General features: G+C 35.4%; 15 protein-coding genes. 13 read left to right on the top strand and 2 right to left on the bottom strand.

The genetic code is table 11. The features are described 5' to 3' along the window. On the top strand, positions 1-1,442 hold a 1,442-nt coding region (locus tag ACFEMA_RS14450), incomplete at its 5' end, for a MopE-related protein (protein ID WP_411768921.1). Between the two features lie 401 nt (positions 1,443-1,843). Then, positions 1,844-4,783, top strand: a complete 2,940-nt coding sequence (locus ACFEMA_RS14445; RefSeq protein WP_411768920.1) for a CHAT domain-containing protein — start codon at positions 1,844-1,846, stop codon at positions 4,781-4,783. On the opposite strand, the gene ACFEMA_RS14440 is transcribed toward ACFEMA_RS14445, so the two are convergent. Together ACFEMA_RS14440 and ACFEMA_RS14435 are read right to left on the bottom strand one after the other, a co-directional pair. Further along, a complete protein-coding gene (locus ACFEMA_RS14440; protein WP_411768919.1) occupies positions 4,763-5,491 on the bottom strand; it encodes a tetratricopeptide repeat protein in 729 nt (242 codons plus the stop codon). The two genes, ACFEMA_RS14445 and ACFEMA_RS14440, sit on opposite strands and share 21 nt — an antisense overlap. Continuing rightward, complete coding sequence (locus ACFEMA_RS14435; RefSeq protein WP_411768918.1) at positions 5,481-6,047, bottom strand: RNA polymerase sigma factor; 567 nt, start codon at positions 6,045-6,047, stop codon at positions 5,481-5,483. Before ACFEMA_RS14435 ends, ACFEMA_RS14440 begins: the two co-directional genes overlap by 11 nt. Before the next feature lie 126 nt (positions 6,048-6,173). Between ACFEMA_RS14435 and ACFEMA_RS14430 the strand changes: the two genes are divergently transcribed. The 11 genes from ACFEMA_RS14430 (at position 6,174) to ACFEMA_RS14380 (ending at position 22,925) form a co-directional block, all read left to right on the top strand. Continuing rightward, positions 6,174-10,130: a two-component regulator propeller domain-containing protein gene (locus tag ACFEMA_RS14430; protein WP_411768917.1), complete on the top strand. Its 3,957-nt coding sequence runs from the start codon at positions 6,174-6,176 to the stop codon at positions 10,128-10,130. Positions 10,131-10,323: 193 nt separating this feature from the next. Further along, complete coding sequence (locus ACFEMA_RS14425; RefSeq protein ID WP_411768916.1) at positions 10,324-10,479, top strand: hypothetical protein; 156 nt, start codon at positions 10,324-10,326, stop codon at positions 10,477-10,479. A gap of 38 nt (positions 10,480-10,517) precedes the next feature. Next, complete coding sequence (locus ACFEMA_RS14420; RefSeq protein WP_411768915.1) at positions 10,518-10,859, top strand: DUF4870 domain-containing protein; 342 nt, start codon at positions 10,518-10,520, stop codon at positions 10,857-10,859. Between the two features lie 90 nt (positions 10,860-10,949). Next, positions 10,950-12,113 carry a hypothetical protein gene (locus ACFEMA_RS14415; RefSeq protein ID WP_411768914.1) on the top strand — a complete coding sequence of 388 codons (1,164 nt, stop codon included), beginning with the start codon at positions 10,950-10,952 and terminating at the stop codon, positions 12,111-12,113. A gap of 7 nt (positions 12,114-12,120) precedes the next feature. Next, a complete protein-coding gene (locus ACFEMA_RS14410; protein ID WP_411768913.1) occupies positions 12,121-12,843 on the top strand; it encodes a hypothetical protein in 723 nt (240 codons plus the stop codon). A 13-nt stretch (positions 12,844-12,856) separates the two neighbouring features. Continuing rightward, the gene (locus ACFEMA_RS14405; protein WP_411768912.1) at positions 12,857-13,474 is read left to right on the top strand and encodes a hypothetical protein; all 618 of its coding nucleotides are present in this window, start codon (positions 12,857-12,859) and stop codon (positions 13,472-13,474) included. Between the two features lie 44 nt (positions 13,475-13,518). After that, positions 13,519-13,857: a hypothetical protein gene (locus ACFEMA_RS14400; protein WP_411768911.1), complete on the top strand. Its 339-nt coding sequence runs from the start codon at positions 13,519-13,521 to the stop codon at positions 13,855-13,857. A 68-nt stretch (positions 13,858-13,925) separates the two neighbouring features. Beyond that, positions 13,926-16,727, top strand: a complete 2,802-nt coding sequence (locus ACFEMA_RS14395) for a BspA family leucine-rich repeat surface protein (protein WP_411768910.1) — start codon at positions 13,926-13,928, stop codon at positions 16,725-16,727. Between the two features lie 91 nt (positions 16,728-16,818). Then, positions 16,819-21,054, top strand: a complete 4,236-nt coding sequence (locus ACFEMA_RS14390) for a tail fiber domain-containing protein (RefSeq protein ID WP_411768909.1) — start codon at positions 16,819-16,821, stop codon at positions 21,052-21,054. Between the two features lie 6 nt (positions 21,055-21,060). Continuing rightward, positions 21,061-22,119, top strand: a complete 1,059-nt coding sequence (locus ACFEMA_RS14385) for a hemagglutinin protein (RefSeq protein WP_411768908.1) — start codon at positions 21,061-21,063, stop codon at positions 22,117-22,119. A gap of 11 nt (positions 22,120-22,130) precedes the next feature. Beyond that, positions 22,131-22,925: a T9SS type A sorting domain-containing protein gene (locus tag ACFEMA_RS14380; protein WP_411768907.1), complete on the top strand. Its 795-nt coding sequence runs from the start codon at positions 22,131-22,133 to the stop codon at positions 22,923-22,925. Positions 22,926-23,189: the final 264 nt, after the last annotated feature.

Here is a 23,189-nt window from a genome sequence, read left to right as displayed (position 1 = left end):
ATGGGTTTAACATCGATGTAGATTGTGACGATACAAACCCTAATGTCAACCCTGGCCAAACTGAGATACTCGACAATGGTATCGATGATGATTGTGATCCTGAAACACCAGACAGTGCTCTAGACATTGATGACGATGGCGATGGTCAGACAGAGAACGAGGGCGATTGCGATGATACCAATCCTAACATCTTTACTGGTAACACCGAGACACCTTACAACGGCTTGGATGACGATTGTGATCCTCTGACCCTTGATGATGACCTTGATGGGGATGGATTTAATATCGATGTAGATTGTGATGATACAAACCCTAATGTAAATCCTGGCCAAACTGAGATACTCGACAATGGTATCGATGATGATTGTGATCCTGACACGCCAGACACAAATAATGATTGTATAGAGTATACAGACACTATACCTATGAACCCATTAACGCATTCGGGTAATGGATCCAATAACACAACATATACCTTACCACCAGATAGTCAGGATGTATCATTTACAATATTTGATTTAGATGAAAAATTAAAAGGAAAGCCATCTAACCAATATATTGAGTTAGTCTCTGTCACTTATATTGATGGTTTAGGTCAAAATAATACTCTTGGCAATTTCAGTGCTACAAATGTAAATTCGATTTTGATAGAAATTTCAGGAATAGTACAATCTTTTACCATAACATTAACTGATGAACAAGGTGATGGTTCTGGGTCTTCAAACATGAGTATTAGTTTTAGTCCAGTTACCTATTGTATAAACAATTTACAATGCAATACAGATAGTGATGGTGATGGTGTATGTGATGATTTAGACATATGCCCCGGGTTTGATGATAATTTAGATAGTGACAATGATGGTACTCCTAATGATTGCGATGAGTGTCCAAATTCTGCAACAGGAGATAGTGACGGCGACGGTGTTTGTGATGATTTAGATTTATGTCCAGATGCTGATGACACTCAGGACATTGATTCTGATGGCATCCCTGATGGGTGCGATACTTGCCCAGATGATGACACAAATACATGTAATGCCAACCCTTGTGGGCCAGACGACTTCTTAATTTGCCACATAAAAAATAATGGGGACACAGTAGAACTATGTGTAAGTGCAAAACAAAGAGAAAGGCATTTATCCCATGGGGATTTTGATGGAAGTTGCTCTGAAATGGCATCTGTTTTAAGTGAAAGAAATAGTGTCAGACTCTACCCTAACCCAGCTAAAACGAGTTTAACTATAGATATAGATAAACTGGCTGAAACAGAATCTGAATTAGAAATATACGATATGTCAGGCAGGCTACTTTTTAATAAAAAAGTGAAAAATGTCGAAAAGGTTATTGTAGACATTACTAAGCAGTATGAGCAAGGTGTTCATTTAGCAATTATCAAAAACAGTAAACAGCGTATTATTAAAAAGTTTGTTATAGTTAGATAATGCAGACAAAAAACCCTTACTATAATTTTAGTAAGGGTTTTTTATAAATCACTTTTTCGGTAATTCAAAAACAGAAAATCAAATCTAGTAAATTCGGTTGTATTTTATCTCTTAAAAACTTGAGTGACCAAATCATCAAAGCAAAAGCTATATAAAATCGTACTGTCTCTATCTTGAATCCAAATCATTTCAAATTAGAATTTATTTCTTTTTAAAGTCACAATGCTAAATTTAAGAATGAATGATTTTTAAATTCAATCCCTAAAATTTCAAATATTTTCAATTTGGTGTAACTTTAATAAAAGTTACAATTCTAAATTTTTAAGACAAATATGCGTATTAGGCTATTTATAATCTTATTGTTTTTATGCTCAAGTTTTTGCATTTCTAGTCAGACCCATATGCAAATTTCTGATTCTATTTTAGGATTAGGCAAAAGTAAAGAAGCCTTACAGCATGTTCTGATGGCTAAACAAGAACAACACACTCCAACTTTTCAAACCTATCTAAACGCGCGACAGTTTTATATCAATGGTATTATTAGAGAAATTGAAGGTGGTCGATCTAAACATTCCGAAGCCTTGGAGTTTACATATAGAGCCAAAAATATTATTGACTCATTAGAAGGTTATACTTATTTTAAATTTCAGATTTCTAATCGTTTATACCACCAGCTTGGATATCTTATAAAATGGAAAGAAAGCTACAATGAAGCTAAACTCTGTTTAAATTACTATTTAGATACCTTATCGATTAAAACCCCTGACGGTTTGGCATTAATAGACGATTTAGGCTATATAAACAAACAATTAGGTGACTACCAAAAATCCTTGGAGTTTTACGACCAGTCAATGGCTATTTATAGAGAAGAATGGCCTGAAGAAAAATGGGACATAGCTATGAATAATATTCGCATTGCAGATAATTATAGAATATTGGGGATGCGAAGAAGTGAATACAATGTACTTAATGAATTGGAAAACTATTGTAAAGACCCAGAGCCAACTCTTGAATATTTTATTAAAACGAAGTGTTACTCTGGGCTCGCTAAATGGTACACATATTACGGTGATATCGATGAAGCAGAGCGCTATCTTTTCAAACAAAAAAAATTAATAGAAAGCTACCCTCCCGACTATGCTAAAGTCAATGAAAAAGAGCAAAGGGAAAGGACTGCATTTCTAAATCTATATGCAGACTTTATTGAATTTTACATAAAAATAGATAATTATAAAAAGGCGAACGATTATTTAAATAAGTATAGGGATTACCTACTTAATAAAAAACTGTTGGGTAAATATGATGTGCGACATGAGGCATTATTCCATTATTATAATTTTAAAATTGAGAAAGCATCTTACGAGGATAAAAAAGAACATTTACTAAAGGCTATTGAAGTTGCGGACTATTATAAGGAAGAATTTCACTTAGATTCTAATCCTTACAAGATTGAACTTCTCGAATTACTCGTAAAAAATAAGGACTACCCAACGGCAACATCAATTTTGAAAGAACTGAATGGTGCTGAAGAGCTTAGAACTTTAGAAAAGTTCATTCTATATTCAAATGGGTATAAAATACATGAAGGTTTGGGAGACCTAAAGGCCGCAGAAGATTTCGCAATTAAGGCGTTTTCATCATTAACGATTTCGGAAAATGCTGAGGAGTTTCAAAAGTCAATTCCTATAGATTCTTTAAAACCTATTTACACAACAAAGGTTGTAGATTACCTGCTCGATATGTCTTCATTTTTAAACAGAAATGCCCAGAAATTACATGGCAAAAAATCCATTTCAGCATCAAAAAACATTGGGTATTTAGCATCTCAAATTTTTGATAAACTTTATTTAGAAACAGAATACACCCAGACCTTATCTGACCTTTATAGTAAAATAAAGATTCAGCTACTCCAAAATGTAAGTTCTGAGAGCAATACAACTGACATTACCAATACTCTTGAAGCTCTTGAGAACAACTATGGCAAACAAACTTGGTATAAATATACGTACCAACAAACCAAGCCGCTCTGGGAAATTCCAGATTCCCTAATTAGCAGGGAGGAAGACCTCACCAATTTAGTAAGGTACTATCATAAAACCATTTATAACGATGATTATTTAGCGACAGATATTGATACTTTGAGGATAAGACTTTCGGAAGCAACATCCGATTTAGACAAATTACAGGATGCCATTAGGGAAAATTTTGGTAATTACACCTCTCATAGTAAGCCAAACTTTTCTTTAGTTGATTTTCAGGAAAAATTAAGGAAAAAGGATGCCGTACTAAAGTATTTTGTGTCTGATGATACCATCCATTTATTTTTAATTGATACTTACGACATCCGCTATTATAGCTTGTCTAATTCTAATGACATACTAAATATCGTAAGCGAAATCAATAGAGGTTTTGAAGATCATCTTTCAGAATTACCAAATATCCATTCGCTCAATACCCTTCTACCCAGAGATATCACAAATTCCAAATATGAAAACGTTACAATAATCGCTGATGGAGAGCTCAATAATTTTCCTTTTGAAATTATTTTCTGGAATGAAGAAATTAATAATAATATGTCTGAGATTACTATTAATTATGCAGAATCCTTACTTCTATATCAAGAACAATTAAAGCAAGACGTAGTCAATTCTCCTTCGGTAGGTCTCTTTACGCACAATTATTCTGGTCAAGAGAGCTTGCCCTCAGTATCGAAAGAAATAGATGCCATTTCAAAATATTTTCAAACCCATGTACATCGCGATTTTTCCTCAGATAGTCTTCTCACAAAAGCTAAAAATTACGATATGCTACACTTTGCTCTACATGCAGAAGTATCTAATGACCCTTCAGCATCATTCTTTAGTTTAGGCAATGAACGCTTTTATATTAACAGCTTTTACAATGAAAACTTACCGGCCAGTCTAGCAGTTTTAAGTGCTTGCGACACTGGAACCGGAAAATATATTGAAGGAGATGGTCTTAAAAGTATCTCTCGTGCTTTTCATTCTGCTGGTGTACCAAGCACCCTTGTTAGTCTATGGGAGGTGGATGATTATTCAACTTCAAAAATCATAACAGGGTTTTACAAATATTTAAAGGAAGGCCATAATAAAGCTGAAGCACTAAAAAAAGCAAAGATCGACTACCTTAATAATACGCAAATGTCTGAGCTCAAACACCCGTACTATTGGGCAGGTATTGTACTCATTGGAAATAAAGAAGCTATTGTTGAACATAATACCTTTTCCTCTAAGACCATTGCTCTATTGAGCCTATTGATAATTACAATTGGTGGGGGAATTATTATATCAAAGAAAAATTTAAGGCAATCTTTTAAGTAATTTATCTGCACTAGATGACCTAGGGTTGTCTTGGTCTTTGGCTATGGTTTCAAGATGAGCTATAGCAAGATTAGGCTGGTCATTAACTATATAAGCAAGGGAAAGGTACCATAAGGAATCTTCAGCCAATGCATCATTATGTTTTATATGGTCTTTAAATGCTTTTATGGCCTCATCATAATTTTTTAATTCTAAATGAGTAATAGCAATATAAAACAGCAGCTCGGATTGGTTGCTTTGATCGTAGGCATTTATTAATTTTAGCTGCGTGGATGCATAATCTCCCTCTTGGTATTTTATAAAGGCATCCTTCAATATATCATTTTCCGTTACCCCACGAGTTATGGGAGTTATCACATTTTCTGGTGTACCATAATATCTACTGTACAAGTTTGCGTTACTGTTATAAATAGTGTCATAAAAATAGATACCAATGAGTACAAGCAATACAGCCGCAGATGTAAACAAAGCCCTTTTTAGATATTTTGGCTTTTGCTGCTCAATTTCTAATTTCTTTAAATAGGATTTAAGAACCTCATCTTCCTCAGTGATGATAGTGTGTTGAAGTAACCTACGTTCATTAAATTCTTTTACAAATTCGTCATTACTTTCCATTAACTTATTGAATCGTTCCTCATCCAAGGTAGAAAGTCTCTCGAACAACTTGCCATCTATTAGTTCATCGAAATTTAGGTTATCATTTTCCATACGAATTCATTTTTAACCTTAAACTTTTTAGGCATTGAGATTTCCTAGTTTTTAAAACACTGGTATTACTGTAATTCAAAAATTCTGTTATTTGAGTATTCGTCAGTCCATTAAAATATAATAGGTTGAGTAACTCCCTACACTTAGGACTAATTTCTCTCAAACATTTTCTTAATCTCATTAGGTGAATTTTGTCAACACCACTATGATTTTCCTCAATTGGCACATCGTAACGCTGCAAGTCCAAATTTTGTAAGGATATACGCTTTTCTCTCTTTTTTGATTTTAAACTATTGATAATCATGTATTTTCCAATTGCGAAAAGATAAGTTTTAATACTTGATTTTAAGTCTAATGTCTTTTTTGCCTTCATATTTCTGTACAACGCAATAATCGCATCCTGATAAATATCAATGCTTTCACTTTCTCTCAGTCCATATTTCTTTTTAGCAAAACCAATGAAAGCTTTTCTATGCTTTTTATAAATATGACCCAGTTCATTTAATCCATCTTGATCAATATCATAATGGTTGCTGTCTATTGGTCTGTTATTCATTTAGTGTTAGAAATAATATAGAAGTTAACGCATTTTAACGAAAATTTAATTCTGAAGCAAAAAAAAGTAGGAAAAACCATTAACCAAATCTCATTTTAATTACTAAATAGATAAAGACAGCATTATATGTTTAACAGCATTACTGTATCTCTGAGTATAAAATTTCGAAACATTTGGACTTTACTATTGGTATTAGTATTAATGGTACCACTCTCCTATTCCCAAAATCTGAATGAAAATTTTACAGCAACGACATCAAGCCAATTTTCATTTAATACTCTGAGCGTAGATGAAGGCCTTTCACAGAATAGTGTTGTAAGTATCGCACAAGATTCAATAGGATATTTATGGTTTGCCACACAAGATGGACTGAATAAATATAACGGTAAGGAATATGTTTACTTTCCAAAGCATTTTGATGACATAACCCGACCAACGTACAGTAAATTAGGAAATATATACGTAGATAGACACGGTTCTATTTGGATAATTACCGCTGGAGGTCAATTAGAAAAGTATAATCAGAAAACAGCCACATATGAGGTGGTAAAGAATATCAATAACGCGAATTCCATTTTTCAGGATTCTAATGACACCTATTATATAAGTACTTCTACAAATAATATATATTCATTTCAACCTAACAAAGTTGATACTTTAAATATTCAATTACCAGATAATTCGCCTTCAATACAACAATTTATAGAGCTCGATAAAAAAGTCATTGGCATTTCTAACACTACGATTTTTGAAATTAGAAATAAACACCTTTTTGAAATTGCCAGCGAGCGGAATGATTTACATTTTAGCTCAGCAGAACTAGACCAATCAGATAATCTTTGGATTGCTACACACGGGCAAGGCATCTGGCTTTTTGATAAATACAAAAACATAATTAAACAGGCTGTTGAATCACCATTCAATCAAATTCCTCAAACATTAAATATTCAGGATTTATTTTTCGATTCTCAAAACCGCTTATGGATAGCTACCTATGGGCAAGGGTTATGGCTGTTAGACCTCAATACTAAAACAAAAATTCATTTCTTGCCAGACAAGCATAATCCCAATAGTATCAGTTATAGAGATATATTATGCATTTACGAAGATTATAACAATACGATTTGGTTTGGTACAGATGGTGGAGGCGTCAGCTATTTCGATGAGCACCTTTTTAAATTCAATGTTATTACTAACAACCAAGTCGCTGAAGGTATTAACATAAACGTTATAAGAAGCATTACTGTAGATGACAATGATAATATTTGGTTAGGCACGTCTGGAAAAGGCTTAACAAAGTATAACCCAAATAAAAATAGCTTTGTGACCTATACCGTTGAAAATTCTGGACTTGCCTCCAACCGGATTATGAGTCTAAAATATATTGACGATACGCTTTGGGTTGGACATCAAGGGTTTGGTTTACAAATAATCGATGAAAAGGGGTTTAAGGATTTCAACATCAATTCTAACCCTGCTTTAGATGCTTTAACCATATGGCATATTTTTAAGGATAGCCAGAACCGATTATGGTTAGGCACTAGGAATAATGGATTGATTCAGTTTGATGCAGAAAAAGGGGTCATAAATCAATACAATAGTACCACAGAACAATCTTTAACCAGTGATAATATTAGAGTCATAGAAGAAGGCCCAAACAATTCCCTTTTTGTAGGCGCTGATGATGGAGGCTTAAACATTGTTGATACAGCTACTGGGAAAGTAGAAATAGTGTCAAACATTCCTTATAAAATCAAATCTCTATTCTTTGATGGGGATAAAATGTTATGGGTTGGCACCAATGGTAATGGTCTTCTAGAATACAATTTGCTAAGCAAAAAGACAAAACTCTTTAATACAGAAAATGGTCTGGCTAATAATGTTATTTATGGCATTCTACCAGATAGTAACGGTAATCTATGGCTCAGTTCTAATCGTGGGCTTTCAAAATTCAACCCTCAGTCAGAGGATATTACAAACTATAGTAACTACGATGGTTTACAAGCTTCAGAATTTAATACTGGTGCATATTTTAAAGATAAAAACGGTACTTTATACTTTGGTGGTGTTGAAGGGCTAAACTGGTTTAAGCCAAAAAATCTTACCCTCAATACCTCTGTACCTAAAACTGTACTCACAAGATTTGAAATCTTTACTAAAGAGCAACCACTAACTCAAGGTCAAAGTTTAAGGTACAATGACAATACCGTAACATTTACATTTGCTGGTCTGCACTACTCACAACCAGATAGAAACCAATATGTTTACAAGCTAGAGAATCATGATAATACATGGCAGCAAGCAGGCAATTCAAATACAGCCCATTATACAAACCTGCCTTCTGGCGACTATACCTTTAAAGTAAAATCAAGTAATTACGATGGTGTCTGGAATGACCAACCTGCTGAATTTTCCTTTACAATTGCTAAACCATGGTATTTAACAAACTACGCCATATCAGTTTATACAATCTTACTGATTCTATTAGTATATATAGTCATCCATTATTTTAAAACACGTTGGAAGTTAAAAATGGAGCTCGCATTAGAACATTCCGAACGAGAGAAATTAGAACAGCTCAGTGATTTTAAATCCAAGTTATATACTAACATATCTCACGAAATCCGAACACCTTTAACCTTAGCTAATGGTCCCATAAATAATCAATTAAATCTTGAAGGCATACCAAATAATTATAAAAAGGACCTAACACTGATAAAGAAAAATTTTGAAAGGTTAATGAATTTGGTAGATCAAATGAGTGACCTAGCGCTTGTAGATACTGGACAACTCAAAATACAAGTCGCCAAAGGAAACTTAAGTAAGTTACTTAAACAACTCATTGAAGCATTTAAGTATAGAGCGAGACAAAAAAACATTGATATAGAAAGTAAAATCAATGGTCTGGATCTGGCATGGTTTGATCAGGATATTATCGAAAAAATACTTTCTAACCTACTTAACAATGCCATAAAATATTCACCCGAAAACTCAAAAATTGTTTTCAAAGCCAATAATATTGATGGCCAGGCCGTACTGACAGTAATCAATAAAAACCTAAATGTTAGCAAAACTGAATTGAATAAGGTATTCAATAGATTCTACCAAGATAATCATCAGTCCGAAGGTATGGGAGTTGGCCTCGCTCTGGTTAAAGAGCTCATTGATTTAAATAGAGGCAATATTGTGGTCAATAACCTCAATGAACATTCAATACAGTTTACCGCATCCCTACCCATAGAGGAAAGCAGCTATAGACAAGATGAAAAAATTGAAACCATATCCATAGAAGACGGTCACGAGGATCTTACCCTAAATGAAGACAAGTCATCTCTTAAGACTATTCTGGTAGTTGAGGACGATACTGAAATTAAAAATCTATTGGTGTCAATACTTTCAAAATACTATAACGTAAAGACAGCAACTAATGGAATGGAAGGCATTAAAATTGCTGAAAAAATACTTCCTAATGTCATTATCAGTGATATAATGATGCCTATAATGGACGGTACTACTTTTTGTCAAAAACTTAGAGCAAATCCATTAACAAGTCATATTCCGTTTATAATGCTCACAGCAAAAGTCGGCAAACAAGCAGAGATTGAGGGCTTTCAATCGGGTGCCGATGCCTATGTCACTAAACCTTTTGATCCAAAAGTTCTCCTATCACGGTTAAATGCAATTCTGAAGAATCATGAAATATTAGAAAAATACTATGGTGACATCCTTTCCATAACACCAAATATAGAATTCTCCAACTCAGAAAACCGCTTCTTAAAACGGCTCAAAGAGGTGTTAGATGATAAATTGACCGACCCAGAACTAACCGCAGAGCGTCTAGCACAATTAATGAGCATAAGCCGTACTAATCTTCACAGAAAATTAAAGTCCATCACAGGAAAATCAACCACAGAATATTTAAGATACCAACGACTTAAGCTGGCAGAAGGATTGTTAAAAAGGTCTGATGACAATATCAATGAGATAGCCTATAAAATTGGGTTTAATTCTCCTTCCTATTTTTTAAGATGCTTCAAGAAAAAATACAACTGTACGCCAGAGGAGTACAGAAAAACCGCATAAATACTACACTTAAGCTCTAACGCAACGTATGTTCAATACTTTGAAACATATACACAGTACAGCTATAATTTAGGAAACTACATTTACACTCACCATTACTTAGAGAATGGGACATTAAGGTTTTATTTCCATTATTCGGAATTAAGATTCTTACAATTCGGAGTTTAAATAAGCACGTTAACAACCATCAGTTATGAAGGTCATAAAACCAAAGTCCAATAAAGAAGAGGACACAACAATTTTTATGGGCATCGATCATCTAAGACCGGGTAATTATCAACTAAAGCTCACATTTAATAATGAGGTCGTTAAAACCTTAAAGTTTAAAAAAAGCGAATCGAACAATTGAGTAACACATAACATAAAAGCTATTAAATAACATACGCTATGGAAACAACAAATTCTAAAATACAAACAAGTGAAGGCAAGACGACAGCTATAATAGCTTACATCACCATTTTTGGTCTAATCATAGCCTTTATAATGAATAATGACAAGAATAATCCCTTCGCAAAATACCATATAAAGCAATCGCTAGGACTGATACTTGTAGCCTTTGCTCTGGGTGCCGTTGGTTTAGTGCCCATTTTAGGTTGGATTATCAATTTAGTCGGAATTTTTGTGTTGACCTATATGTGGATTATGGGGCTGATCAATGCCATCAACGAAAAGCAAAAACCAGTTCCTATTCTCGGGGAAAAGTTTGAAGAATGGTTTAAAAATATTTAGACATAAAAGTTTAGAAATCTAGGTTAAACATTAGTTATCAAATAACTAAACCCTAAAAAAACAAATATTCATTCCAAAATAAACAAAATCATGAAAGCGCTACACAATACCATTTATTCGAGCTTAAAGCAATTTGCCTTATTACTATTTATACTCTTTACTGGTTACGCTTTAGGTGCACAAAATTTCCGAGACAATTTAGCAAACGACTCTATTGGGGAATGGCCAAGAAATTGGGATGTCGTTAATGGATCTGTGGCAGTCAACGCAATACAAGGTCAAAAAGTCATAGATATAGCTAACAAGGCCATTATTAAACCAATCGTCGATGATAAAATAGACAATTATTTAGGCGACACCTTTACAATAGAGTTCGATGCCTTTTTTGAAAAAGACAAAAAAATGAGTTACCAGCATTACCAAATCCGTTTATGGAATGGCTTTAACTACCATGTTGGGAATACGAGGATGGTACCAATCAACATTGGGAGAAACGGCGCAAAAACCAGGATTGTCAACCCCACTGCAATGCAAATAGAAAAATTCTCTAACTACGAACATCCAAAAAATTTATATGATGCAGAGAGGAAAACTTTCGGTGAAACGTGGAGGCATATAAAACTCACTTACGATAAGGGTTACGTTAAGTTATTTATAGATGATGAGCAAATTTTTATTATTCCAAGGTTTCCAATTAAGCCCACAATGTTTTCCATTGGAGCTACTGAATATACCTCGGATAAAAACGAAAGGAGGTCGGCAATTGCAAATATCGACTTACAAAACGCGCTTAATCCAAAAACCGATGCAACAAAACTAATTGTTATTGCAGATAAAGAAACAGGAAAAGTTATCAACATGGAATTATACGAGACCATGAAAGATGCAGAGACGGTAAAAGCAAAATATCCTAGTGCAACATTTTATCAGGCTATGCTTTACGGTAATTATTCAGTGGTGCCAGTACAAAACTCGGTAATATCCATAAATACCACAAGTCCTTATTTACCCGGAGATCACTTCCTCCCCGGGGATCATTTTCTGCCTGGAGACCATTTCTTACCTGGAGACCATTTCTTACCTGGAGACCATTTCTTACCTGGAGATCATTTTCTACCTGGAGATCATTTCTTACCAGGGGATCATTTTGAAACTGGTAACACATTCAATCTTATGACACAAGATTTAGAGATCTTAAAAACCTCAAAAAAGAGTGTTCTACTCAAAACTATTGGTGAAACGGAAAAAAATTAAAAATCAAATGAAAAATTATATACCGCTTTTAATAGTAATCTTTTTAGCAAATGTATCCTGCTCCCAAAACACCTATACAGGCACCATTGATAACTGGGAAAACAAACAAGCTGAAATTCTTCTGCCTACCTCCGACCCTATTATCGTAGGCAAAGTATCAGAAAAAGGACATGTACAAATAGAGTTAAAAGACGAAATAGCAGATGCTATAGAAGCCTCTTTACAAAAGGAAAATGAAAGAAGTAACATAAATATTATTAGCACTACGGTCGCTAAATCATTTTACTGTGACCCAGAATTTGTAGAGGTTAAAAACGGCGACATTAACATACAAAAATTAACAGGAGGTAGTACTTTTTATGCTGGGGACTTAGAGGCTCAAGAACTTTATGGTCAATTTCGAATTGCAAGCTCTATGGCATTTAGCGACAGTTACTTTTCTTTAGGTAAAAAGGACTTTGTAAAAGGGTACTACGTTAATTTCTTTTATGTAGAAGAAGATGCCTCTGTTAATGGCACGTGCAAATCCGAAAGCTATACCATGGATATGAAAACTATTGTAGAGCTAATTGTTGACTACAATATCAACCTTAAAAAAGGCTGGAACTTAGTGAAGATAGAAGTCGCCGAGACTTATGTCGATGGTGAAAAAATAAGACCTCTAAAAACAGTTATGTCAACAATCGAGGCTATTCCCCAAGACGCAAAATTTATACTATTTGAACAATAAAAGCTATTAAAACATGAAAGCTATACATAATTACTTAGCCATCCTCATTGTAGTGTCCATTACACTAAGCTGTAAAGACAATGCAACAACTATGGACACTAATGATACAGAAACAACAGCATTACAAAACAAAGAGCCCTCTGGCTCAGAAGCGGAAGAAAAACCTCAATTAAACTGGCGAGAAAATGCAGAAGTGTTAAAAAACCTATCCCCGCTTAGTGAAACGGAGTTTAAGGACTGGTTGCCTTCAAACATAGCAGGTTTAAATCAAGAAGACCTTGTTATAAATGCCTATGAAGATTTTGCCACGTTAAACGTCAACTTCAAAAATGGAGACAACTATTTTAAGCTAAATATCATTGATGGAGCTGGTACAAGAGGCTCTCAATTAGTGGCGCCCGCACATAAGATTGCCATCGAAAATTTAGACAGGGATGTCCCCACAGGGTACACCAAAACGGTTAAAGAAAATAACATCATAGCCAGAGAATACTATAAAGAATTAATTAAAGAATATCGAATTCTGTTTTTCTATAACAATCGCATTTATACCACAATAACATCTAACCTCAAAAGAGATGACATCTGGGAGGCGGTTAAAGACCTGGAGTTTGAAAATCTTTTCAAATAAGCAACAACATAAATCTTAAATCAACACTTTAAAATCAATACAAAATGAAAACCAAGATGATGATAAAAACCGTAAAAACATGTATCACATTCGTATTTGCATGCGCCACCTTAGTAACAATTAGCTGCTCTAGTGGCGATGACAGTCCTGAAGATGAACTTATTACAGAATGTAATGGATTAGACGAGATCATCGCTGAATATTCTGAAGCCACAGACATTTTTTTCAATAACCAAACCGAAAACAATTGTGAAGCCCTAAGAACTAAAGCCTTAGAACTTATAGAAAAAATCGAAACCTGTCCTCAGGTTATAGACCAATATGATGCAATACAAGAAGCAGCTCAAGAATGGAGAGAAGTGGATTGCTCAGAGTTTGATTAATAAAATGAGCGTATGAGTCCTTTTCTGCTTAAATGTTAAAAATGTTATCAGCAATTAAAATAAAAATTATGTACAAAACACTATTACTTTCTCTCTTGCTTTTTGTTAATGGTGCTTTACTGGCACAAAATGAGTTTATTACAACTTGGGAAGCATCCAATGCTGATCTTACTATTACTATTCCAACAAATCCAGCAAATTATGTTTATAACTACACTGTTGATTTTGGCGATGGCACAATATTAAACAACCAAACCGGAAATACTACTCATACCTATGCCACTCCAGACATTTATACAGTAAAGATTTCTGGAGACTTCCCCTCTATTAATGGTTTTTTATTATCTCTCAACAATGATAACGATGACTTAAAGTCTGTAGAACAATGGGGCGATATTCAGTGGCAATCTATGGCAAAGGCTTTTAAGGACTGTATTTTTTTGGAAATAAATGCTTCAGACACGCCTGATTTAAGCAATGTAACAGATATGAGTGAGATGTTTTTGAATGCTGAAAGCGTTAACCACCCTTTAGATAACTGGGATGTGTCTAATGTGACGGATATGACCTCTATGTTTAATCAAGCTAATAATTTTAACGGAGCTTTAAACACTTGGGATGTGTCTAATGTAACAAGTATGTGGCTTATGTTCTCAAATGCAAACGCTTTTAATCAACTCTTAAACGGTTGGAACGTCTCTAATGTAACAAATATGAAAGGGATGTTTTTTGGAGCAGATGCTTTTAATCAACCTATAGACAATTGGGATGTCTCCAGTGTAACAGATATGGAAGATATGTTTAATCGCGCTACAACCTTTAACCAACCTCTGGACAACTGGAACGTTTCTAATGTAACCAATATGAGAAGTATATTTTCACTGGCATTTGCTTTCAATCAACCTTTAAACAATTGGGATGTGTCTAATGTAACAAATATGAGAGAGATGTTTTTGGAAGCAGTCGCTTTTAACCAAGCCTTAAATAATTGGGATGTATCTAATGTAACGGATATGAGCTTAATGTTTCAAAGTACAAATGCTTTTAATCAACCTTTAGACAATTGGGATGTGTCCAATGTAGCGGATATGGAATCTATGTTCCGTTATACCAATAGTTTTAACCAACCTTTAAATAATTGGGACGTCTCTAATGTGTTTACTATGGCATATATGTTTCAAAACACAGAAGCTTTTAATCAACCTTTAGACAATTGGGATGTATCCTCAGTAAATTTTATTAATCGTATGTTTAATAACTCTGTATTTAACCAAGACTTGTCTTTTTGGGACTTTAATGTAATTAATTATGGTCAATTTATTGCTAACAGTGCAATGGACATTCAAAACTTTGATTTGTTATTAGACCGTTTTGCACAACTCAACATTGAAAATGCTTCTTTAGATGCCGATGGACTTGAGTTTTGCAATCTTCTTACTCTTCAATATTTACAGGATGAGCTCAATTGGAATTTTGATAATTTGGATGTTGTTTCAGACCTTGGTAGTGATTGTAATTTAAACTATATAAGAGGGAACGTAAAGTTTGATGATATTGGAGATGGTTGTGATGAAAACGATCAAGATGCACATCAACTAATAGTTAGCATAGATAATGGACAAGAAATTGTAAGTACGCTAACTAACCAAAACGGAAATTATACTTTTAACGAGGTTCAAGGGTCTTACGATGTAAGTCTAATTTTACATTTACCATACTATTTCAGTGTCTCACCACCAAGTCAAACGGTGACTTTTTCAGGTACCAATGAAATACAAGACAACATAGATTTTTGTATTACTGCCAACCAGAATATTGAGGACTTAAGTGTAAACCTCTTCCCAGTAAATGCTGCGATACCAGGATTTGAATCTATTTATGAGCTTGTTGTATCTAATAAAGGGACAGAATCAGTCTCAAATGTTGAGGTTGTTGTAGGTTTTGATGCAGCCAAACAAAGTTTTGTTTCAGCTAGCCAAGCACCAAGTAGCACAACATCTAATTCAATAGTATTTACACTATCTAATTTACCAGTCTTTGATTCTGAAGTTTTATATTTCACATTACTCAATGTGCAACCACCTGGTTTAAATAGTGGGGACAAACTTACCCTTACCGCTGATGTCAGTCCAAATACAAATGATTTGACTCCTCAAAACAACACGGCTATATTGGAGCAAACTGTAGTGAATTCTTTCGACCCCAATGACAAACTCGTGACACAGGGCGATGAAATTTCAATTGATAATATTGATGAATATTTAGATTATAAAATTCGTTTTCAAAATGTGGGAACGGCCAATGCTATTAATGTTAAAATCACGGATACCATCAGTGATAAGTTAGATTGGACGACTTTTCAACGCATTAATTCCAGTCATGATTATCGATTAGAATTAAAAAATGAAGAAGAAATCAATTTTATTTTTGACAACATAAATCTACCGTACCAAAGCGTAGATGAAGAAGGCAGTAATGGCCATGTAAGTTTTAGGATTAAACCTAAACCCAATGTACAGGTTGGCGATAACATAGAAAACAAAGCCTATATCTTTTTTGATTTTAACGCACCAATTATTACCAACACTGTTTCTACAGCAATCGTGGATAATTTGGGCTTAGATGAATTAACAGGAAGTGAATCCGTTACACTGTCACCAAATCCAGCATCGCATCAGGTTGAAATTATTCATAACTCAAGTATTAATATTCATAATGTTGAACTTTATTCTGTAGTCGGAAAATTGGTAAAGACCTATAAAAATTCAACGTTGTTAGACATCAGTCAGCTAAACAGTGGGCTTTACTTGATGAAAATAGAGACACCAAATGGAAGTCTGATTAAAAAACTAATTATAGTAAACCAGTAAAAGGGTGTAGCTCTAAGTAAAAAAAGAGTTTCTATTCCTTTTGAATAAAAATTATGAAAAATCTAAAAATTCATCCTTTAAACACAATACTATGAAAATTATAAAATTATACATATCGCTTTTAATATGTGTGCTGTTCTTCTCAGTAAGCAACGCACAAAATGGCATCAACTACAAAGCAATCGTTAAGGACAACCTAGGCAACGTCGTAGCCAACCAGACCATAGACGTACAGTTTATGATCCTAAAAGGTACAGCCCAGACTTTGGTCTATCAAGAAACCCATACCCCACTCTCGGATGATAACGGTATTATTATCGTCAATATTGGTGAGGGTACAACTGCAGATGATTTTGCTGCATTAGATTGGGGAGACGATACCCATTTTTTAAACGTTCAGATCGATATCGGTGCTGGACTTGTAGATATGGGTACGACTGAGTTTAAAACAGTGCCTTATGCGCTTTACGCGGAATCTTCTGGTAATAGCAGTACAGCAACAGGGCTAGAAGCCATTGATGAAGGTAATGGAACTGCATGGCGTTTAATAGGTACAGACCCTAATCTTTGGTCAACTTTAGGAAATGGCAGTGTGGATATGAACACCGATATGGATCCAGCCTTACTTGGTTTATCAGAATTACCAGAGGCTACAATTGGTGATTATAGTTTTCAGGCTGGTAATACCAATTTTGCCACTGGCTCAACCAGTGTTGCTATGGGTCAAAGAAATTTTGCGTCTGGCATAAGTTCAATCGCCTTAGGTGATTATAACACGGCATCTGGAGGTGTATCAATCGCTATGGGAACATCTTCTAGGGCAACTGAAAATCAATCCGTTGCAATAGGTAGTTATTTAATTGCTGATGATCTTAGTTCTTTTGTTGTTGGTGAGTTTAATGATCAAACAGAATTAGACAATGTACTTTTTCAAGTTGGAAATGGCGTAGGTATAAATAATAGGTCCAACGCTTTTAACGTAGATGCCAATGGTGTTATAACAGCACCTAGTTTTGATATTGCAGAGATAACGGATGACAAAGCCCTAATTACAAAAGAATATTTTGAGGCTAACGGAACTTCAGCAACAGGACTAGAAGCTATAGATGAAGGTAATGGACTAGGCTGGCGTTTAATCGATAGAGATCCCGCTAATTATGGAAATATCGGTAGTAATGCTATCGACCTAAGCCGAAGTGATATTGCTAGCAATACTTTTGGAGCTACTGGTTCAACTTCCGTAGCTATTGGTGTCCAAACTGAAGCATCTGGTCTTTATTCTTTTGCCGCAGGAATTAACACCATCGCTTCTGAAGCCCAAACTATAGCTTTAGGAAATGGAACAGAAGCTTCTGGTAACCAATCTACTGCAATGGGTCTCTTTACTATAGCCTCTGGAGACAGGTCAACTGCTATGGGGAATGCTACTACAGCATCTGGACAAAATTCTACCACAATGGGATGGCGTACTGAAGCATCCGCTCAAAATTCTACGGCAATAGGCAATAAAACAGTAGCTGATGATGATAATGGAACAGTGATTGGACTATATAATGATAACACAACTAGTACAACTTCTCTATTTCAAGTAGGAAATGGGACAGATACTGCAAACCGATCCAACGCCTTTAATGTTGACCTAAACGGAACCATTACAGCACCTAGTTTTGACATCTCAGAGATAACAGATGACAAAGCCTTAATTACAAAAGAATATTTAGAGGCTAACGGAACTTCAGCAACAGGGTTAGAAGCCATTGATGAAGGTTTTGGTACTGGCTGGCGTTTAATCGATAGAGATCCTGCTAATTATGGAAATATTGGCCGTAGCGCAACTGATCTAAGTAGTAGTTTTGAACCTAGTAGTTCTCACGGAGCTATAGGCTCGTATTCTTTTGCTGCAGGATTAAACACGATTGCTTCAGGTTCTGATTCAGCAGCTTTCGGGTTCGAAACAGAAGCTACAGCTTTTCAATCAACTGCTATGGGAAATCTTACTACGGCTTCTGGAAGCGCTTCTACTGCTATGGGAAATGCTACTACTGCCTCTGCAGAAGCTTCTACAGCGATGGGGTCTTCTACAATTGCCGATGATGAAAATGGAACGGTAGTCGGAGCCTATAATGATAATACTATTACAACAACATCACTATTCCAAGTCGGAAATGGGACAAATAATGCCAACCGGTCTAACGCATTTACTATTGAAGCAAATGGTACAATAACAGCACCAAGCTTTGATATTGCAGAGATAACGGATGACAAAGCCTTAATTACAAAAGAATATTTAGAGGCTAACGGAACTTCAGCAACAGGGCTAGAAGCTATAGATGAAGGTAATGGACTAGGTTGGCGTCTTACCGGTAGGGATGAAGCTTTTTATGGCACTATTAATATTGGTGCTGTTGACTTTAGTACTAGTCAACAGAATACTGATACAAATGGTGCTACAGGTGAATATGCCTTTGCTTCAGGTGTAAATACTTTAGCATCGGGTAATCGTTCTACAGCATTAGGAAACTTTACCACAGCATCTAGCTATGCAGCTACCGCTATGGGAAGTGGTGCCTCTGCTTCTGCAGATGGAGCTGTAGCCATTGGTCTGGATAACAGTGCAATTGCTTTTGGATCTGTGGCCTTTGGTTTCAATACCATTTCAGACAACGAGTACGCGACTGTATTTGGTGCATATAACGATAATACAATATCGTCATCGTACTTATTCCAGGTAGGAAACGGGACTTTTACGACACGATCTAACGCCTTTAATATCGATGAGGATGGAACAATTCTCGCACCTTCTTTTGACATTGCCGAAATCACAGACCCAAAAGCATTAATCACCAAAGAATATGCAGATGCCAATTACGCAGGCGGTGGTTCTGGGGCTTCGCCAACAGGTTTAGAAGCTATAGATGAAGGAAACGGCACTGGCTGGAGACTTATTGGGAAAGATCCCGCATATTATGGAAATATTGGTGCCAATGCCATTGATTTTAGCATTAATAATCTGGCAACTAGTTCTACTTTGGGAGCATCTGGAAGTAACTCATTTGCTGCTGGAATCGAAACCTTAGCGTCAGGCAATGGCTCTGTAGCCATGGGATTTGGGACCAAAGCGACTACAAATATATCTACAGCAATTGGAGCTTTATCAGAGGCAACCGGAATATACTCACTAGCCACAGGGTATGACACCAATGCTTCTGGCGAATCATCTACAGCTATGGGTAACGCTACAACAGCCTCTGCTGAAAACTCTACTGCAATAGGTTTAGGAACAATAGCTGACGATATAAATGGAACAGTAGTCGGAAAATACAATGATAACACCGCTACGACAACTTCCCTATTTCAAGTGGGTAATGGCACTAGTTTCAGCAGATCTAATGCCCTCTCGATTCTTGAAAGTGGAGAACACACCATTAACAGTACAAGTACGGGTTTAATAATCAACCCTGGTTCAGACTCTTCAGATGATGGTGTTCAAGTAAATAATCCAGGCGGTACTGGTATTCAGATTTTAAATTCTGTCGGTACTGGTATTCAGATTTTAAATCCTGGAGGGAGTGGTATTTCAGTTTTAGATGCTAGCAATAGTGGAGTCTTTGCTCGTAGCTTAATTTTTGGAGGTGCTTTTATTGGAGATACTGGAGGTGTTTTTGCATCAACAGGAAACGATACCAACCCAGATATTGTATTGGGTGGTACAACCGGTAGTACGGCCACTGGTGACGATGGTATTATATCCTCAGATCCAAATTATTCAGGTAGCGACATCTTTTTACGTAGTTACGATGCTGTTTCGGTTTTTCTCGATTACGATAATAATGAAACCGGACAATTTGAAATTAAAGCAGGTGATGGTAGCGAAATTTTTGAGGTAAGCGAAACAGGCAACGCGACACTCGCTGGTACTTTAACTCAAAACTCAGATCGCCGCCTTAAAAAGGATATCACAGCTATAAACTATGGTTTAAACGAAATACTTCTACTACAACCAAAAATCTACAACTGGAAAAATAGAGAGACCGAAAAGAAGTCCTTAGGTTTAATCGCTCAAGAGGTACAGCCCATCATTTCAGAAATAGTAAATGCGCAAGATGATGAACAAAAAACTCTGGGTATTAGTTATACCGAACTCATACCTGTCTTAATAAAAGCCATACAAGAGCAACAAGCTATTATAGACAATCAAAAACAAGTGATAACAAGCCAGGAGCAAACTAATACAAAGCAAACAGAGGTATTACAAGCGTTACTAGATAGGGTTGAAGCTTTAGAGAAACAATCCAAAATATCTCATATAGAATTAGCAAAAAACTAAAAACCAATGGACAAACTATATAGTTTAAGAAATAACGTCAATTCGAGTGTCCAGACTTTCGTGAAAAATGTCTGGATGTATCGAGAAGGATATAAACGCTTTCTGCCTTTGACTTTGCTCTTTGCACAATTAAGCGTAACAGCACAATCTATAGAAAAATTTTCTATAGACAGCGGCGGAGCAAATGCCAGCCAATCTGGTATTGAAGTAAATTATACAATTGGCGAAGTGCATGTTAGTGAGTTGAGTACAGCCTCAGTAAACATCTCAGAAGGGTTTATCACTAAACCCTTTAATGTGTTAATCAGTCCTAAAGTACTTCTTCAAGGCCCCTTATTAAATCCTGAAAATGCAGGTTTAATGAATGACCACCTTAGAACTAATGTATACATACCAACAACGAGTCCTTATTTAGATAATGCAACATGCGATGTGTCAGTTTTTAACACAGATGGTAATGATGCTATTGTAGATTGGGTTTGGGTGGAGTTACGGTCTTATTTAGATAATACGATTCTTTCAAATGGTAAATCCGCGTTGTTACAAAGAGATGGAGATGTGGTAACTACAGATGGCGCTTCTAATTTAATGATGAGTGCATCACCTAAGAGTTACTATGTCGTTATTAACCACAGAAACCATTTGGGAGCGATGAGCCAAAATACTATTGGATTAAAAGAAAGCACAACAGTTGTGGACTTTTCAGACAATGATTTTATAACTAGTGGTTCTAATGCTAGAGTTCAACTGAGCTCTGGAGAAATGGCGCTCTGGTCTGGTGACATTACAACTACTAATACCATTAAATTCTCAGGGACCAATAACGACACAAATACCATTAAAGACATGGTACTTACTGATCCAGCCAATGTATTAAACTTTATCACATTTTCATCACAAGGCTATCTCATCCACGACATTGATCTCAACGGTATTGCCCGATTTTCAGGCGCTGGAAGCGATAGTAATATAATAAAAGACAACGTTCTTGCCTTCCCTAATAACGCATTAGGGTTTATAACCTACACAATTAACGGAACTGTACCAGAAACAAATAATAATTAAATATTACAATTATGAAAAACTTTTACTTTCTACTCTTATTTTTCCTGACAATTAATTTTACAATTGCTCAGGGCTATACCTTTGGTATTGTGCACAATTCTGATTATAACTTTTCAGTGGTTGCCATTCCAGATTTCGATGTTACAGACTCGGATTTGTCAGATGTTGGCTTCACACTTATGCTACCCGAAGGAGATGCTGATGTTGAAAATCTTACCCAGTTCAATGGAAGAACTTGGGATCTCACTGAAGTAACTGCAATACAATTAACAGGTCTTGGAGTCGGAGATGGCACCCGAGATGCCTTTGTATTGGTCTTACCACCAGGACAAACCATTCTATCCCACACAACGGGGAACCCAATTACTTTGTTAACTTTTGATATCAGTAATATGCCAACTATTGGTCAGATGGAATTACTACCTAACGATGACCCAATTGCCATAGGCCTTAGTGGTGCTGCTAATAGTTTTTATAACTCTAACATAGATAACACCACAACCCAAGATTACTTTGCAGGGTTTGAGATGGGGCAAGAAAGCTATTCCTTTAGCACATTAAGTACTGAAACCTTAGAACAAGGCATAGATTATGTGTCTTTATATCCAAATCCTACTTCTGAAACATTTAGTGTGTCGTCAAATGTAGAAATTGAAACTATTGAAATCTATGATGTTTTAGGAAAAAATGTTTTAACATCATCAAAAAGTAAAACTATTGAAATAAGACATTTAGATACAGGTCTATACTTGTTAAAGATAAAAACAGCAAATGGAAATATCACTAAAAAGTTAGTGATTGAATAATATTAAAAGTGCTATTAATTGGGAAATTAAGGAAATTACAAACGGAAGAAATTCTTGATGTAGTTTCCTTTCCTTTTACATTAAAAACAAAAAAACCCTTTACAAAGGATGCAAAGGGTTTTTATTAATCACGCCAAAGGCGTGGTTAGATTTTCTAAAATAATGTCATAAAAAAGACCCAATCGTTTGATTGGGTCTTTACAATACTGATAGTATCATCAGTACAAAAAAGGCGGCGACCTACTCTTCCACAGTAAGCAGTAC

The sequence above is a fragment of the Winogradskyella sp. A3E31 genome (genome assembly GCF_046720935.1).
Lineage (GTDB): Bacteria > Bacteroidota > Bacteroidia > Flavobacteriales > Flavobacteriaceae > Winogradskyella.
This window is presented reverse-complemented; position numbering and strand designations above follow the sequence as displayed.

Bases quoted from the DNA above. Each gene is read 5' to 3' on its own strand.
- ACFEMA_RS14445 (WP_411768920.1), top strand. From the start codon at position 1,844: ATGCAAATTTCTGATTCTATTTTAGGATTAGGCAAAAGTAAAGAAGCC.
- ACFEMA_RS14440 (WP_411768919.1), bottom strand. From the start codon at position 5,491: ATGGAAAATGATAACCTAAATTTCGATGAACTAATAGATGGCAAGTTG.
- ACFEMA_RS14435 (WP_411768918.1), bottom strand. From the start codon at position 6,047: ATGAATAACAGACCAATAGACAGCAACCATTATGATATTGATCAAGAT.
- ACFEMA_RS14430 (WP_411768917.1), top strand. From the start codon at position 6,174: ATGTTTAACAGCATTACTGTATCTCTGAGTATAAAATTTCGAAACATT.
- ACFEMA_RS14425 (WP_411768916.1), top strand. From the start codon at position 10,324: ATGAAGGTCATAAAACCAAAGTCCAATAAAGAAGAGGACACAACAATT.
- ACFEMA_RS14420 (WP_411768915.1), top strand. From the start codon at position 10,518: ATGGAAACAACAAATTCTAAAATACAAACAAGTGAAGGCAAGACGACA.
- ACFEMA_RS14415 (WP_411768914.1), top strand. From the start codon at position 10,950: ATGAAAGCGCTACACAATACCATTTATTCGAGCTTAAAGCAATTTGCC.
- ACFEMA_RS14410 (WP_411768913.1), top strand. From the start codon at position 12,121: ATGAAAAATTATATACCGCTTTTAATAGTAATCTTTTTAGCAAATGTA.
- ACFEMA_RS14405 (WP_411768912.1), top strand. From the start codon at position 12,857: ATGAAAGCTATACATAATTACTTAGCCATCCTCATTGTAGTGTCCATT.
- ACFEMA_RS14400 (WP_411768911.1), top strand. From the start codon at position 13,519: ATGAAAACCAAGATGATGATAAAAACCGTAAAAACATGTATCACATTC.
- ACFEMA_RS14395 (WP_411768910.1), top strand. From the start codon at position 13,926: ATGTACAAAACACTATTACTTTCTCTCTTGCTTTTTGTTAATGGTGCT.
- ACFEMA_RS14390 (WP_411768909.1), top strand. From the start codon at position 16,819: ATGAAAATTATAAAATTATACATATCGCTTTTAATATGTGTGCTGTTC.
- ACFEMA_RS14385 (WP_411768908.1), top strand. From the start codon at position 21,061: ATGGACAAACTATATAGTTTAAGAAATAACGTCAATTCGAGTGTCCAG.
- ACFEMA_RS14380 (WP_411768907.1), top strand. From the start codon at position 22,131: ATGAAAAACTTTTACTTTCTACTCTTATTTTTCCTGACAATTAATTTT.